Origin of the sequence: Nocardiopsis sinuspersici (assembly GCF_001998325.1) — a bacterium.
GTDB lineage: Bacteria > Actinomycetota > Actinomycetes > Streptosporangiales > Streptosporangiaceae > Nocardiopsis > Nocardiopsis sinuspersici.
The window spans coordinates 527176-541743 of sequence record NZ_MCOK01000001.1 but is presented as its reverse complement, the minus strand read 5'-3'; the positions used below and the strand labels follow the sequence as shown (position 1 = coordinate 541743).

Below are 14568 nucleotides of genomic sequence, written 5' to 3'. Positions count from 1 at the left end.
GTGGACGTGTCCCCGCGTGCCGGGCCCACCCCCTTCCAGAGCCCACCGCCCCGGCCTCGGCTCGCCCCGCACCCGCGGGCCGGTCGACCGGTACCTGGTGGTGACCGCCGCCGCGCGACCGGCCGGGCCGCTCCTCGGTGAGGTCGGTCCCGCAGCCACCGCCTCCGCCCGTGGCCGGCTCCACCCGTGGTCAGCGGGGTGCTGCGGTGGCGACCGACGCGGACGGGTGAGCCGCGGGTGAACCGCGGCGCCCCCTTCGGGGTCAGACTTCGGGGTCAGAGCGCCGCCTGAGCTGGGATACCGCGATCGGGTCCAGGTACTTGCCGCCACGGCCGTCCCTTGAAATCCTGGATTCTCCCGATTTTCCCCTTCGCTTCGTTGACTCTGCACCACGACCGAAAGAAACTTTCCTCCATGGCGGAAACTCCGAAGGACGCGGACGGTCGGCCGGAGACCCAGGACGTCTCCGCACCACCCGTCCCCACGACCGTCCTACGCATACGGTCGCTCCTGCCCTCCCTCGCACCCGCCGAACGGCGGGTCGCCCAGCACGTCATCGACGACCCAGAGAGGACCGCCGCCTCCTCCATCACCCAGCTCGCCAAGGACTGCGCCACCTCCGAGGCCACGGTGATCCGGTTCTGCCGCACCATCGACTTCGGCGGCTACCGGGAGCTGCGCCTGGCGCTGGCCACCGAGGCCGGTCAGGCACGCGGTGCCCGCTCGGGCTCACCGGAGCTGTCCAGCGACATCAACCCCGACGACACCCTCGTCACGGTGGTCCAGAAGATCGCCTACACCGACGCGCGCGCGGTGGAGGAGACCGGCGCCTCCCTGGACGTGGAGGTGCTGCGCACGGTCATCGACACGTTGGCGGGCGCCCGGCGCATCGACGTGTACGGGGTGGGAGCGAGCGCGTTCGTCGGCGCCGACCTACAGCAGAAGCTGCACCGGATCGGGTTGACCTCGTTCGCGTGGTCGGACGCGCACGTGATGCTCACCAGCGCGGCGCTGCTGGACGAGCGCGACGTGGCCATCGGCATCTCCCACAGCGGCACGACCATAGACACCGTGCAGGCGCTGACCGAGGCGGGGCGGCGCGGCGCGCGGACCGTCGCCATCACGAACTTCCCCCGCTCGTCGATCGGGTTCGCCGACCACGTGCTGGTCACCGCGGCGCGCGAGACCACGTTCCGTTCGGGGGCCACGGCGAGCAGGCTGGCACAGCTGACGGTGGTGGACTGCCTGTTCGTGGGCCTGGCCCAGAGCCGCTACACCGACAGCCGCACCGCGTTGGAGACCACCTTCGAGGCGGTGCGGGGGCTGCGGCTCGACGACGACCGCAGGCGCCGCAGGGGCGAGGGCGCCGGCGGCGGGAGTACGGACGGAAACGACGGCTGACCAGGTACGCCGGCCCCGCACGGATCCGCCCGACGGCGGGCCCGGGGGCGTCCGGCGGACCGGCGGAAAGGAACGGCACGGGTGCGGATCGAACAGGAGAGCGCTGTGCACGACGGCGGAGGGGACGCCCCGGGGGAGGCCGGTGTCCCGTCCTCCTCCGGACGGACGGAGGACGGCGGGGCCGTGATCGTGCGCGCGCCCACCGAGGCCCGCAACTCCGGTACCCACGACATCGACCTGCTTCCGGCGCTGGACGTGCTGCGCCGGATCAACGCCGAGGACGTCACGGTCCCCGCCGCGGTGGGCGCGGTCCTGCCGGAGCTGGCGCGGGCCGTGGAGCTGGGGGTGGCCGCCCTGGAGGCCGGGGCGGCCATCCACTACTTCGGGGCGGGCACGTCGGGGCGGATCGCCGCCCAGGACGCCGCCGAGCTGCCGCCGACCTACGGTGTGCCCGCCGAGTGGGTGGTGGCCCACCACGCGGGCGGCGGGGAGGCGCTGGTGCGGGCCGTGGAGGGGATCGAGGACGACTGGGAGTCCGGGCGCGCCGACGCGGCCGGGATCGCCCCGGGCTCGCTGGTGGTGGGGCTGGCCGCCAGTGGCCGGACCCCGTACGTGGGCGGCGCCCTGGAGGCCGCCCGGGAGCGCTCGGCGTCGACGGTCCTGATCAGCGCGAACCCGCGGGCGCCGCTGGCGGGGAGCGTGGACGTTCACGTGGGCATGGCCACGGGCGCGGAGGTGATCGCCGGGTCCACCCGGATGAAGGCGGGCACCGCGCAGAAGCTGGCGCTGAACGCGTTCTCCACCGCGGTGATGGTGCGGATGGGGCGCACGTACTCGAACCTGATGGTGGGGGTGGACGCCACCAACGGCAAGCTGCGCGGCCGGGTGGTGACCATCCTGACGCAGGCCACGGGGATGGGCGAGCGGGTGTGCGCGGACGCGCTGAGCGCGGCCGGGGGCGACACCCGGGTGGCGCTGGTGTCGCTGCTGGCCGACGTGGACGCGGCCGCGGCCGCGCGGGCGCTGAACGCGGCGCGGGGCCGCGTGCGCGACGCGCTCGCCGAGCTGGGCCCGGCGGACGCGGAGCAGGGAGCGGCCCCGGGCCCGGAGTAGGGCCCCGGAGCAGGGGCCGGACCGGGGCCGGCCCACCGCCCGGGCTGTTCCGGGTGGGGGCCGGTCCGGGTCCGGGCCGTCCGGATCAGCCGTGTTCGAGTACGGCGTCGACGAGGCCGAGCGGCGGGGATCCCAGGTCGAGCAGCGCCCGGTGGAAGCGGGCGAGGGTGAACCCGTCGCCCCAGCGCTCACGCGCCCGCTCCCTCAGCCGCAGGATCTCCAGCTTCCCCCAGGTGTAACGGCCGTAGGTGGGGTCGAAGGTGGCGCGGCGCGCCTCGGACAGGGCCGCGGGACCTTGCAGCGGCGTGTCCTCGGCGAAGCGGGCGGCCGCCTCCTCCACGGTCATGGTGCCGCTGTGCACGCCGATCGCCACGGACAGGCGGGTGACACGGATGAGCGCCTCCACCCACACGCCGGCCTCGTAGTGGTCGGCGGTCCACGCGGCGTCGCCCAGGCGTTCGGCGGCGTAGGCTCCGAAGCCCTCCTCCGCGCACATCTCCTCCACGTAGTGCGCCCAGCCCTCGGCGAAGGTCATGGAGTGCAGGGCACGGCGCACCGGGCCCGGTGCCCGGCGCAGGGCCCGGCCGTGGGAGAAGTGGCCCGGGGCGACCTCGTGCACGCTCACGGCGGGCAGGGTGGTGTGGCTGAACATCTCCAGCCACTCGTCGGCCTCCTCCTTGGTCCAGGAGGCGTCGGGCGGGGTGATGAAGTAGAAGGAGGGCGTGTCGGCCTCCCACGGGCCGGACCACGCCATCATCGCGGTGGCCCAGCGCTGGGAGGGCGGGGAGACGTCCACCCGGCACTCACCGTCGCTGTGGGGCGCCAGGTCGCGCTCGGCGGTGAACTCCAGCGCCAGTTCCGTCCAGCGGCGGGCCGCGTCCAGGACGCCGTCTTTGTCGGGGTGCCGGCGGGTGAGCTCGCGGGCGAACTCCATGGGCTCGCGGCCGGGGGCGAGGCGTCCGGTGGCCTCGGCGAGTCGGGCCCGCAGGCGGTCGCGTTCGGCGTCGGCGCGCGCGGCCAGGTCGGCGAGGTCCACCTCGACGGCCTCGCCGCTGCCCATCAGGCGTCCGAGTGCCTCGGCGCCGAGCCCGGCGCTCTCAGGCCCCTCCTTCGCGGCCCGCTCGATGTGGGCGACCAACCGGGCGTGCGCGTCGAGGGCGGCCTCGCGGACGTCGGCGGGCAGGTCGTCGGGCAGGCCCTCGGCGACTCCGCGGACGGCGCCGATGAGGGACTCGGCGACGGGCGCGGGCACGCGGTCCAGGGCCGCGATCGCGTTGTCGACCACACGCGGCCACTCGGCCAGGTGGGCGGTGCGTGCGGCGTCGCGGTCGGCCCGCGGGGCGTACTCGCGGTCGTAGCCGGAGAGGTCGAGCTCGCCCAGGTGGTAGAGGGGGTTGGCCCGGTGGAGCTGGAGTTCGCCCAGCTCGTAGCGGAGCGCTTTCTCGAAGGCGGCCAGGTGCGCGTCGTCGTGCGGGTCGTCGAGGGGATCGCCGCCGAGCCGGGACAGCGCGTCCCGGACCCCGTCTGGCGACATGTCGGCGACCTTCCCGTCGTACTCGTGCATACCGGAGCCGTCGCGCATGTTCCCCGGCATGAGGTCGGCGAGGGCCCTGAGCCGTGCGGGCAGGTCGTCGTGCTGTGGCTGGAAAGGCATGCGGTGACTCTAACCGCGCCGTCCGCCGGAAGGACAGGCGGTTTCCGGCTCCGGGCCCCGCGGTGTGCGGGGGTGCCGGGTGGGGGACGGCGGGTCTCCGGGGACGGCTGGCCTTCCGGCGCCCCGGCATCTACCCGGTGCCGTGCAGGAACTCCGGGGCGGACCCGGGCGTCTTCCCTGACGTGACGAACCCAGACTCCGCCGATTCCCGAGGCCACGTCCCCGGCGGCGGCTCCGACGATCCCGGCGACCCGAGCGGCGCGGGCGGCTCCGACGCTCCCGAGGGCTCTGGTAACACCGGCGGCTCCAGGGGGTCCCGCGGCTCCGGGGGTTCCGGCGGCGCCCACGGTTCCCGTAGGCGCCGGCGCCGCCCCCGGCTGCGGCTGCGGCTGCGGCACCTCGCCCTGCTGGCCGTGTTCGCGATGGTGGCGGGGTGCGCGCCGTTCCTGTGGGTGCTCTCCTCCACCGCCGACCACCGCCACACCGCCGAGACCGTGCCCGAGCGCCCGGTGGCGCTGGTGCTGGGCGCGGGGGTGCGTCCCGACGGCCGGCCGAGCCTGCTGCTGGCACGGCGCCTGGACACCGCCGCCGGACTGTACTCCGCGGGGAAGGTGGACGCCGTGCTGGTGAGCGGGGACAACAGCGTCGAGCACTACAACGAGACCGACACGATGATCGACTACCTGGTGGCGGCGGGGATCGATCGGGAGCGGATCGTGGGCGACTACGCCGGGTTCTCCACCTGGGACTCGTGCGCGCGTGCCAACGAGGTGTTCGGGGTGGAGGCGGCCACGGTGGTCACCCAGGACTTCCACCTGCCCCGGGCGGTGCGGCTGTGCCGTGCCGCGGGGATCGACGCGGTGGGCGTGGCCGACTCCAGCCTGCGTGAGCGCACCTTCGCCACCGTGTACGGCTGGTTCCGGGAGGTCCCGGCGGCGGTGGCGGCGCTGGGCACGGTGGTGCTGAGGCCGGATCCGATGTTCCTGGGCGACTACGAGACGGGGGTGGACGACGCCCTGGCCCCGGAGCGCGAGTGAGCCGCGTGGCCCCTCCCCCGGTGATCTTGCTCCCAGTGGCACTGTGACCGGTCGAGAGTGCCACCAAGAGCAAGATCACCGGGGAAACGGGAGAAGGTCATCTGCCAGCACGGGCAACGGTGGCCAGGATGTACTCGGGGCGGTGGAGGTCCTGCCAGGTGAACCGGACCACGCGGACGTCCGGGTACCACAGTTGCAGGGCGTTCTGGCGTTCCCGGTCCCGGGCCAGGGCTTGCGGGGTGCTGTGCGGGCCGATGCCGTCGGCCTCGCCGATGAGTCTCAGGTGCTCCCACCAGAAGTCGACGATGCCGATGAGCCTTCCGTGCCTGTCGGTGAAACGGCGCTGAAGCTCGGTGGGCGGAAGACCTCCGTCAGCGCACACCAGGCGGACACGGGTCTCCAGGGCGCTCTGCGCACGACCGTCGGCCAACGGCCACCATCCACGTACCTGTACACAGCCTCTCCGGCCCCGGTTCGCCCTCTCCAGCCGCTCTGTGTCCTCGCCGGTGACGAGGCCCTGATTCAGGCAGGAGTCCATAAGGCACACGGCGGTGTCCCGGTCCACGCACAGGAGGGTGTCCCTCAGGGATCTGCCCGGGTCGGTCAGGCGGATGCCCTTCCCCACGGTGGTGACTTCCTCCTCGGAGACGTACCAGCTGTGCAGGGTGATACCGCGAATGTGACGCTGGGCGCCGAGCGCGGGGATGACCATGTGCATCTCTCGACCGTCCCAGCGCCTCAGTCCCTGCATGCCCCACAGGCGCGCGGCGGTCTCGCCACCCGCGAAGGAGTGCGGCCCCAGGGACAACTGGGCGGCCATGACCGAGGTACGCAGATGGCCGGTGGGATCGGAGCGGTCGGCCAGGGAACGGACGGAGTACACCCGGGGATAGGGACGGTCCCAGCCGCCGCCGCGCAGGAGCCGACGGATGTCGTCCTTGGTGAGGCCGAGGTTACGTGCCTGTGCCCAGCTGAGCATTCCGTACTGTCGGGAGGCCACGGCGAGCGCCGCCGTGACGGTGGCGTCACACGGCGAACCTGGTGGTGGGGCCGCCTGATTCATGCCCTCTACTCTGAGCTGGGAACTCCCGAGCCGCCAGCCTTCTTGCCGTCCTGTGGACAAGTGACCCCCGTTCCCCGGTGATCTTGCTCCCAGTGGCACTGTGACCGGTCGAGAGTGCCACCAAGAGCAAGATCACGGGGAAGGAAGCGCGCACGTCACACCGGTGACGCTCCCGGCCGGCGCGTCAGCGGCCGCCGCCGAAGAGGCGTCCGAGCAGCCCGCCGGGCTGGGGTGCGGCGGGCGCCTGCGGCCGCGGGTCCGCGGCCTCCTGCGGCTCGGGCTCGGGTTCCACACCCACCAGGTCGCAGAACTCCTGGGCGTCGTCCGGCAGCGCCCAAGCGCCCAGGGTCCGGGTGAACTCCTCGTCCTCCCACGCCGGAGCGGGCAGCTCGGCGATCGCCCACAGGACCTTGAGGGTCTCCTCGTCGTAGTCGGCGTTGACGTGCTCCTCGGTGGTGTAGCCCCTGCTGCGGGGACCGAGCACCATCTCCAGGCCCGCACCGGTCACCAGGGCCCGGGACTCGTCCTCGCCCTTGATCAGGCCGGGGAGCATGTCCAGGCGCAGGCGGCGGGCGCGGTCACCGGCGCGGCCGAGCGCCAGGAAGCCCAGGACCTGCGGGGAGCGGCCGCCGCAGTGCGGCCAGGACTCGTTGAACAGCCCCTCGTAGCCCATGGAGGTACCGCCGCCGCGGCCGATACGGCGCAGCGCCTCGCGCGGGGTGTTCTCGCCGTGGATGAGCACCATCGCCACCGAGGCGGCGAAGGAGTTGTACAGGTTCCCGCCCGCCATCTGGTGGGTGAGGCCGACGGAGGTGTCGATGTCCGCGGGGGTGGCCAGCAGGCCCAGGGCGAACAGTTCGGCGGGCAGCGGCTCGCCGGTGTCCATCCCGTTCATCATGTCGCGCAGGTTCGTGGGCGTCTGCGGGGCCGGGCGCAGGTCCTTGGCGAGCAGGAGCTGGGAGGCGCCGGTGATCTCGGCGGCGATCCGCTCCGCGTCGGAGGTCAGGAAGCCCAGCAGGTAGCTCACCCACTCCCCCGCGCGGTCCATGCCGCCCCGGTTGGCTCCGCCCCTGAGCAGCGCGACCAGGTCGGGGACGCGCGCGCAGACGGCCTCGTAGGTGTCCAGCTCGGCCCGCAGGAGCTCGGCGCCGCCCGGCTGCTCCATGACGGCGAGCCGGTTGCGCATGCGGCGGTGGTGCTGCTCGTCCGGGGCCTCCTCCGCCCAGGACCGGTACTGCTCGCGGACCTTCTCCGCGTCGTTGGAGGTCGCCCAGACCACCTCGTCGCGCCACTGGTCGAGGCTGAGGGGCTCGGGGAAGCGGTCCTCGGCGTGCCCGGCCACCAGTTCCAGCAGAAGGCTCAGGGGACGCCAGCGGTCGGTGACCGGAGTGGACTCGGCACAGGCGATGTCGACCAGGAAGTCGACCGCCCTGGGTGCGGCGAGGTGTCCGGGGGCGGGGAAGTGGATGATGTCGTGGAGATCGGAGAGTGCGCCGTCGCTTCCGGCGAGCCGTCCGAGCAGCTCGGGGATGCGCGCACCGCCCTCGGGGGCCAGTGCCGCCCAGTCCACGTTCTCCGCGCCGCCGTGTGGGTCGTTTTCCGTGGTCGCGTTCATGCTGCCGATTATCCCGGTTGGGGATCCGTGGACGCGCCACCCGGCTCCGGAACCGTGTTCGGCGGGCACACGTCCCCGCCGTACGAGGGGGTACCGGCCGCCCGGACCCCAGAGCCCGGTCAGAATTCGGTCAGAGTTCGCTGTGGGCCGGGGCGGGGCGCAGGAGCGCGTCGCGCAGGGCCTTGACGGCGGCGCCGACCTCGCGGACGTAGCCGATCACCGTGGAACGGCGCCGCGCTCCCATGCTGGAGTCCCCCACCCCGACGGCGTCGATCCCGGCGGCCCGCGCGAGGGCGACCGTGCGGGGCAGGTGGAAGGACTGGGTGACCATGGTGGCCGCGTGCACGTCGAACAGGTCGCGCACCCGTACGCAGGTGTCCCAGGTGCGGTAGCCGTAGCGGTCGGCGTCGATCCTGTCGGCGGGCACGCCCTGCTTGACCAGGTACTCGGCCATGGTATCGGTCTCGCGGTTGGACACCTCGCGGTTGTCTCCGGAGACGATGATCCGCTCGGTCCCGCCGTCCTCGAACAGGCGCACGGCCAGGTCCAGGCGGCGGGCGAGCAGCGGCGAGGGCCCCTCGCTCCACGCCGCGGCGCCCAGGACGACGGCCACGGGCCGGTGCGGGACGGTGCCGACCCTCCTGCGGCGTCCGGCGCTGGCCACGTAGGTCCAGGCGTAGGGGGCCAGCGCCAGGGCGCACGCGCCCGCTCCGACCGCCGCGATCCACAAGCCCACCCCTGCCGCCTCTCCTGTTGTCCGACGCGTACGCGCCGTCGCCGTGCCGGTCACGCGCGAGGCCGCGCGCACCCCATCATGGCGCACCGGCGGAGGTGGTGGTATCCGGACGAAGGCACGCAGACCACCGCGCGCACGGGCGTGGGGACCTCCCGCGTCCGCTTCCGGCACCGCCCGTCCGCAGACCACCGTGCGCACGGGCGTGGGCGACCGTGCGGCGGCTATGCCCCCGGGCCCCGCCGCGCGGGGGCCGGGTTCAGCTTCCGAGCGCTCTCGGGCCGGCCCAGGGGAAGGGGCGCTTGTGCCGGATCTGGAGGGAGCCGCCCCGGCAGGTACCGGTGACGACGAAGTGCGGGTGGGAGGGCCCCCGGAGGGAGTCCACCTTGGAGCGCAGGGCACCGAACCAGGAGGAGTCCACGTCCACCTCGGCGGTGGCGCCCTCGGGCAGGACCAGGTCCCCCATGCCGTGGGAGGTGTCGAGGTGGACCTCGACGACGGCGCCGGCGAGGGAGGCCGCGCGAAAGTCCAGGCGGGTGATGCCGTGCTTGTTGTACACCTCGACGCGGTGCGGCACCCGCCACCGGCCACCGCGGACGACGACACTGCCCTGCGAGCGGATGACGAGGGGGTCGCCGCCGTCGCCGTGCTCCGGTGGACGGCCGCCCGCCGCAGGGGGGACCTGGCCGGCGGGTGTCCTGACGCCCGCGGGCAGGTCGGAGGTGACCTGTTCGAGGTCGGCGTAGGTCCTGGCGGCGTAGGCCGCGTCGAGCCGCTCGTCGAGCTCGTCGAAGGTGATCCGCCCCTCCCCGGCCGCCTCCCGCAGGACCTCGGCCGCCTGGTCCCTCTCCGCGTCGGAGACGCGCATCTGACTCATGTCCTCGGAGACCACTGTGCTCGCCCGGTCCTCTCCGCCCTCTTGTCGTACCCACGGTAGAACATGACATGGAAGGAACACAGGGACAGCGGGATCCGCCACCCCGCCGACGCTCCCAAGCTCGGTGTCCCGGCGCGCTTTGGGGAGGTCGGGGACTGGGTACCGCTTTCCTAGCGGTGGTTGAGGACTCTGCCGGGGTAGGACGGACCCCGGCAGAGTCCTGAACCACACGCGGTTCCCCCCGCGATACACGATCCCCCACCGGAATCGCTCTGCCCAGAACGTGTCCGGAATCGGCCACCGGGTGAACCGGCCCTCGTCGGACGGCCCGCGTCCCGGGCTTCGCGCGCCTCCTCGGCCCCGTGGTTTTCGGTCCTTCCGCTCCAACGTGAGCGGTCCGCCCCCATACTCCCCACGGAGCCCACTCGGAACAGGCGTTCCCTCCTTCGGAGACCCCTCGTCCACCGGTTTTCGGACATGACATAACTGTGCTTACGGACATCGGAGCTCGGTAGAGAATCCCAGGTCACCGGCCCTCTCCGGCGCCCCCTCGGAAAACCTTCGCCGCGCACTCGAACGCACTTGCGCAAAGGTACCTCTGACCTGCATGGACACAAGACCGACAGGGCACACGAAGTCTGACGGGAATCGCCTTTGGAGCGGCGTTTGCCCAAATTCGGCAACGAGCATCTCCTTAGTAGGCGCGACGCCGCTCCGAGCGGCTCCGCAGCACCATCCGCTCCGACCGCCCCGAGCACACAGACACCACCTGGTCGAAGACCGGAGGAAACCACGACGTGTCCGCCCTCGCGATCGCCCCGACGTTTCTCAGCGACTTCACCCACCTCACGCCCGACGTCCAGCTCGACACCCTGGCCGTGATGCGTGCCTACCAGGCGGGCGACCGGCCCGTCCTGGAGTCCGTCGCGGACGCGGCCGACCCGCGCGTCCGGGTCCTCGACATCACCCCCGACTGGTCCGGCGTCGTCGTCCCCGCCCCCGACGCGGGCGAGTACGACCAGCCCCTCGACGACCACGCCGGCGACCAGCCGGACGGCACGCACTACCGCCTGGTCACCGTGCGCCCGCGCGACGAGGCCCTGCGCTTCGCGCGCGGCCTGCGCCCCGACACGCCGACCGGGGCCGTCCCCGGCGGCGTGGACCCCACGCCCACCGGACCGCCCGAGCTCGCCGGCGCGCTCCAGGCGCCCTTCGACCAGTGGCAGCTCACACTCCACCCCGACCAGCACCGGATCACCGAGACCCGCTACAACGGGTCCGCGCAGGTCACCGGCGGCCCCGGTACCGGCAAGACCGTGATCGCGCTGCACCGGGCCGCGCACCTGGCCCGGCGCGACGCCGCCGTCCACCCCGAGGACACCCGCGAGTCGGTGCTCCTGACCACCTACAACCGCACGCTGGCCCAGTCCCTGGCCGAGCGGCTGGACCAGCTCCTGCCCGAGCCCGGCGTCCGCGCCCGGGTGCGCGTGGCCACCATCGACAGCCTCGCCCGCTCGGTCGTACAGACCCACACCAGCATGGCGCCCCGCCTGGTCGGCAGGGACGAACTGGCCCGGCGCTGGCGCGCGGTGGCCCTGGCCGACGGCCTGCCCTTCTCCGGCCGCTTCCTGGCGGACGAGTGGGAGCAGGTCATCCTCGCCAAGGGGCTGGAACTGCTGCCCCAGTACATCCGCTGCGAGCGCAGCGGCCGGGTGCAGCACCTGGCGCCCGAGCACCGGCGCCAGGTGTGGGAGACCGTGCGGCGCTACGTCGGCGCGATGCGGGTGGAGGGGCTGTGGTCCTACCCGCAGCTGGCCGCCGAGGCCGCCCGGGTCCTGGACCGGGGCGAGCCCCTGTTCCGGCACGCGGTGGTCGACGAGGCCCAGGACCTGCACCCGGCCCAGTGGCGGATGCTGCGCGCCGCCGTCCCCGAGGGCCCGGACGACCTGTTCGTCGTCGGCGACCCGCACCAGCGGGTGTCCGACAACCGGGTGTCGCTGGCCTCGCTCGGCATCAACGTGCGCGGGCGCAGCCACCGGCTGCGGGTGAGCTACCGGGTGACGCAGGAGATCCTGGACTGGAGCATGCCGGTCCTGGACCGCCGGGCGGCCCTGGGCATGGACGACAACGCCGACACCCTGGCCGGTTACCGTTCGCTGCTGCGCGGCCCGGCGCCGGTGGTGCGCGGCTGCGACAACCGCGCCGAGGAGCTCGCCGCGCTGGGCGACCGGGTGCGGATGTGGCTGGAGTCGGGGGTCAACCCCGCTGAGATCGCGGTGGCCGGGCGCAACCAGTGGGTGGTGCGCGGCATCGCCAAGGAGCTGGAGGCCCGGGGCGTCCCCACGGCCCAGTTGGAGGGCGGCGGCAGCGCCGACGCGGTACGCGTGGGGACGATGCACCGGCTCAAGGGCCAGGAGTTCCGCTGCGTGGCGCTGGTCGGCGTCAGTGACCACCTGCTGCCGCCCAAGGCCGCGGTCGAGGCCGCCGACGGCGACCAGGTGGCGCTGGAGCACGCCTTCCAGCAGGAGCGGACGCTGCTGTTCGTGGCCTGCACCCGGGCGCGCGACGCGCTGTACGTGTCGCACGTGGGCCGGCCCAGCCGCCTGATCACCGGCACCTGGTAGGACGGGACCGAAGCGGGGGCGCCGCGGTGGCGGCGCCCCCGTCGCCGTGTCCGGCGTCGTGTCCGGTGGAGATCAGGCTCCGGCGAACTGCCCGTTGAGGTCCGTGATGTTCATGAGGTCGGTGCCGGCCATGGGGTTGTCCACCTCCACGTCCGTGACGACCATGTACGGCAGCAGCAGCGGGGGCGGGAAGTCCGGGGTGAAGGTGAGCGGGATGCCCAGGATGCGCACGTGCATGCGGGTGATGTGCATCTCCACGGTCCCGTCCATGGTCATGGCGGGCAGGCCGAGGCTCATCCGGGTGCCGGCGTCCTCGAACCACAGTTCGGCGCCGCTGAAGTCGGCCCTGCTCATGGTCAGTCGGATGTACCGCCGGGGGCCGTTCATGGTGGGGCACTCCACCACGCCCTCGTAGAGCGCACCGCTCATCGTCAACTGGTCGGAGGTCAGGCCGGACGTGCTGACCGACCCCTGGAAGCAGGGGTACTCCTCCTCCAGCGGGACCTCGGGGAGCTTCCCCTCGTCCTGGGCCGCCTGGCAGTCGCGGACGGCCGCCAGGAACTCCTCCTCGGACTCGGTCAGGGCGGACTCGTCGGTGCGCAGCCGGCACTCCTCCGAGGTGCCCTCCTCGCTCTCTTCGTCCTCCTCGGCCCCCTCGTCCTCCGGATCCTCCGGCGCCTCTTCGCCCTCCTCGCCTTCCCCACCCGGTTCGGTGGGCCCGGCGCTGGGGTCGGCACTGGGGTCGGCACTGGGATCCGTGCCCGGAGACGGCGCGGGTTCGTCGGAGGGGGACGGAGAGGCCCCGTCCCCGGGCTGTTCCTCCTCGTCGCCCGGAGGGGTGAACCAGTCCCAGGGCCAGTCGAGGGCGGGCGCGGGCGCGCTCGCCACGAGCAGGGCCGCGGCCAGGGGCAGTGCGAGGGCGGCCAGCGGCCGGGGTCCCCGCCGGGGGTCGGAGACGGTCTCGTCGACGGCGGTCACCTCGGAGGCGCCGGCGCCCTCGTCCGAGGCGCCGACGGGCTCCGCGTGAGCGGGGACGTCCAGCGGTCCGGCGGCGACGGTCCGGTGGGGAGCGGTGTCCGGACCTGTTCCGGTTCCCGCCCCGTCCGCACGGGTTTCGGTCCTGGTTTCGGCACGGGTCTGCTCCCCGGCCAGGGAGTCCTCGTCCCGGTCACCGTCCAGGTCGCCGTCCTGCGGCGCCTCGTGCGCGCCCCTCCGGCGGCGCCGTCGCGGGCGCCGCCGGACGACGGGTGCCCACGCGAACACGAGCGAGCCGCCGACGATACCGAGCAGCATCCCGATGACGAACCCGCCGAAGTTGGAGGTCACGAAGGACACCAGGGCGAGGAAGAGCCCGACCATCCCGAAGAAGACGTGCTGTGCGGGCTGTAGCCAGCTCAGCACGCCCAGGGTGATCAGCAGCACCGCGATGAGGGTGCCGGAGACGCCGGCGATACCGGCGTAGATGATCAGGTCGATCGGCAGGACCAGGCTCTGCGCGGCCGGTGCGACCAGCAGCTCGATTCCGGCCGCGACGAGGAGGAGGCCGCCCCAGAACGGTCGGCCGCGCCGCCAGTTCCGGAAGTGTCCCCGTCCCGTGCGCAGCAGGGTCAGTGCGTGGGCCATGGGATCAGAAGCATTCGTGGTTGCCGGGTTTGACGGCCAGCTTCAGACCGCTCAGGCGCAGGGATCCGGAGGTGACCGCCCACGTGGTCAGCTCCATGTCGGAGACGGTGATGGACTCGGACTGAAGACCGAAGCCACCCGCGGGCCCCTGGCCTCCCTCGGCCCTGTCCAGTGTGCTGGCGTCGCGGCCGATCTCGATGGTGTCGAACTCGGCGTCGCCCCGGAGCTGCTCGATGTCCAGGACGAGGTCGGTGCCCGTGACGGGCTTGGCCTCGCCCGCCTCGATGACCAGGGTGGCCTCGCCGATGGAGAGGTCCCAGAGGGAGGACATGCACAGGTTGGTCAGCTCGGCGGTCTCCACCGAGGACAGGCCGACCGCCCGGGAGGAGCCGTCCACGGATTGGGCGGGGGCACCGTACTGCGTGAAGCCCTGGCCCACGAGTTCGTCGGCGGACATCTTGAAGCTGTCGCCGGACACGGCGAAGGAGGCGGCGAGCAGACCCTGTGTGGTCATTCCTCCGAGGACGGCGGCGGCCACGAAGCCCGGGACCGCCACGAGGGCGAATCTGCGCCAGACGGTGCCACCACCGCCTTCTGGCTGCTCAGGCACATCCTGGGGCGCCTCTGGCGCCTCGCCGGAAGCCTTGGGCATGAGTACCTCCTGTATGCACCGCACCGAGGCGGTGAGGGGGAGCGAAACTTGCGCCGGAGCGCGCCGCGCGTGTTACATGGAACACAACCTACTCGGCGGTAGTGACGAACATTACAATATCTGTTGTCACATTTCTAGATGGCGCATTCAACGTTGCGGACTCGTAGCCGGCGCAT

Annotated in this window: 11 protein-coding genes; 4 read left to right on the top strand and 7 right to left on the bottom strand. The window is 73.0% G+C overall.

Annotation, left to right across the window (positions count from 1 at the left end; all coding sequences use genetic code 11):
- Positions 1-414: 414 nt before the first annotated feature.
- Both NOSIN_RS02405 and NOSIN_RS02400 read left to right on the top strand, forming a co-directional pair.
- The gene (locus NOSIN_RS02405) at positions 415-1401 is read left to right on the top strand and encodes a MurR/RpiR family transcriptional regulator (protein ID WP_077689166.1); all 987 of its coding nucleotides are present in this window, start codon (positions 415-417) and stop codon (positions 1399-1401) included.
- Between the two features lie 81 nt (positions 1402-1482).
- Positions 1483-2514: an N-acetylmuramic acid 6-phosphate etherase gene (locus NOSIN_RS02400; protein WP_077689165.1), complete on the top strand. Its 1032-nt coding sequence runs from the start codon at positions 1483-1485 to the stop codon at positions 2512-2514.
- An 85-nt stretch (positions 2515-2599) separates the two neighbouring features.
- Here NOSIN_RS02400 and NOSIN_RS02395 read toward each other — a convergent pair whose 3' ends face one another.
- Positions 2600-4168 carry a DUF885 family protein gene (locus NOSIN_RS02395; RefSeq protein WP_077689164.1) on the bottom strand — a complete coding sequence of 523 codons (1569 nt, stop codon included), beginning with the start codon at positions 4166-4168 and terminating at the stop codon, positions 2600-2602.
- A gap of 383 nt (positions 4169-4551) precedes the next feature.
- On the opposite strand from NOSIN_RS02395, the gene NOSIN_RS02390 reads away from it, so the two are divergent.
- Positions 4552-5205 (top strand): SanA/YdcF family protein, encoded by a 654-nt coding sequence (locus NOSIN_RS02390; protein WP_375539657.1) that lies wholly within the window; start codon positions 4552-4554, stop codon positions 5203-5205.
- 97 nt (positions 5206-5302) lie between these two features.
- Here the strand turns inward: NOSIN_RS02390 and NOSIN_RS02385 are convergent, their stop codons facing one another.
- From NOSIN_RS02385 to NOSIN_RS02370, 4 genes are all read right to left on the bottom strand, one after another.
- Entirely contained in the window at positions 5303-6268 is a 966-nt protein-coding gene (locus NOSIN_RS02385; RefSeq protein ID WP_077689163.1) for a hypothetical protein, read from the bottom strand.
- Positions 6269-6452: 184 nt separating this feature from the next.
- Positions 6453-7883 (bottom strand): hypothetical protein, encoded by a 1431-nt coding sequence (locus NOSIN_RS02380; RefSeq protein WP_077689162.1) that lies wholly within the window; start codon positions 7881-7883, stop codon positions 6453-6455.
- A 130-nt stretch (positions 7884-8013) separates the two neighbouring features.
- Complete coding sequence (locus NOSIN_RS02375) at positions 8014-8619, bottom strand: SanA/YdcF family protein (protein WP_077689161.1); 606 nt, start codon at positions 8617-8619, stop codon at positions 8014-8016.
- A 256-nt stretch (positions 8620-8875) separates the two neighbouring features.
- On the bottom strand, positions 8876-9493 hold the full coding sequence (locus tag NOSIN_RS02370) for a DUF1707 SHOCT-like domain-containing protein (protein ID WP_227014638.1): 618 nt from the start codon (positions 9491-9493) through the stop codon (positions 8876-8878).
- A 797-nt stretch (positions 9494-10290) separates the two neighbouring features.
- On the opposite strand from NOSIN_RS02370, the gene NOSIN_RS02365 reads away from it, so the two are divergent.
- Positions 10291-12117 (top strand): UvrD-helicase domain-containing protein, encoded by a 1827-nt coding sequence (locus NOSIN_RS02365; RefSeq protein WP_077689159.1) that lies wholly within the window; start codon positions 10291-10293, stop codon positions 12115-12117.
- Between the two features lie 72 nt (positions 12118-12189).
- On the opposite strand, the gene NOSIN_RS02360 is transcribed toward NOSIN_RS02365, so the two are convergent.
- On the bottom strand, positions 12190-13740 hold the full coding sequence (locus NOSIN_RS02360; RefSeq protein ID WP_077689158.1) for a DUF6114 domain-containing protein: 1551 nt from the start codon (positions 13738-13740) through the stop codon (positions 12190-12192).
- Between the two features lie 4 nt (positions 13741-13744).
- Positions 13745-14392 carry a DUF6230 family protein gene (locus NOSIN_RS02355; protein ID WP_077689157.1) on the bottom strand — a complete coding sequence of 216 codons (648 nt, stop codon included), beginning with the start codon at positions 14390-14392 and terminating at the stop codon, positions 13745-13747.
- Between the last annotated feature and the right edge of the window lie 176 nt (positions 14393-14568).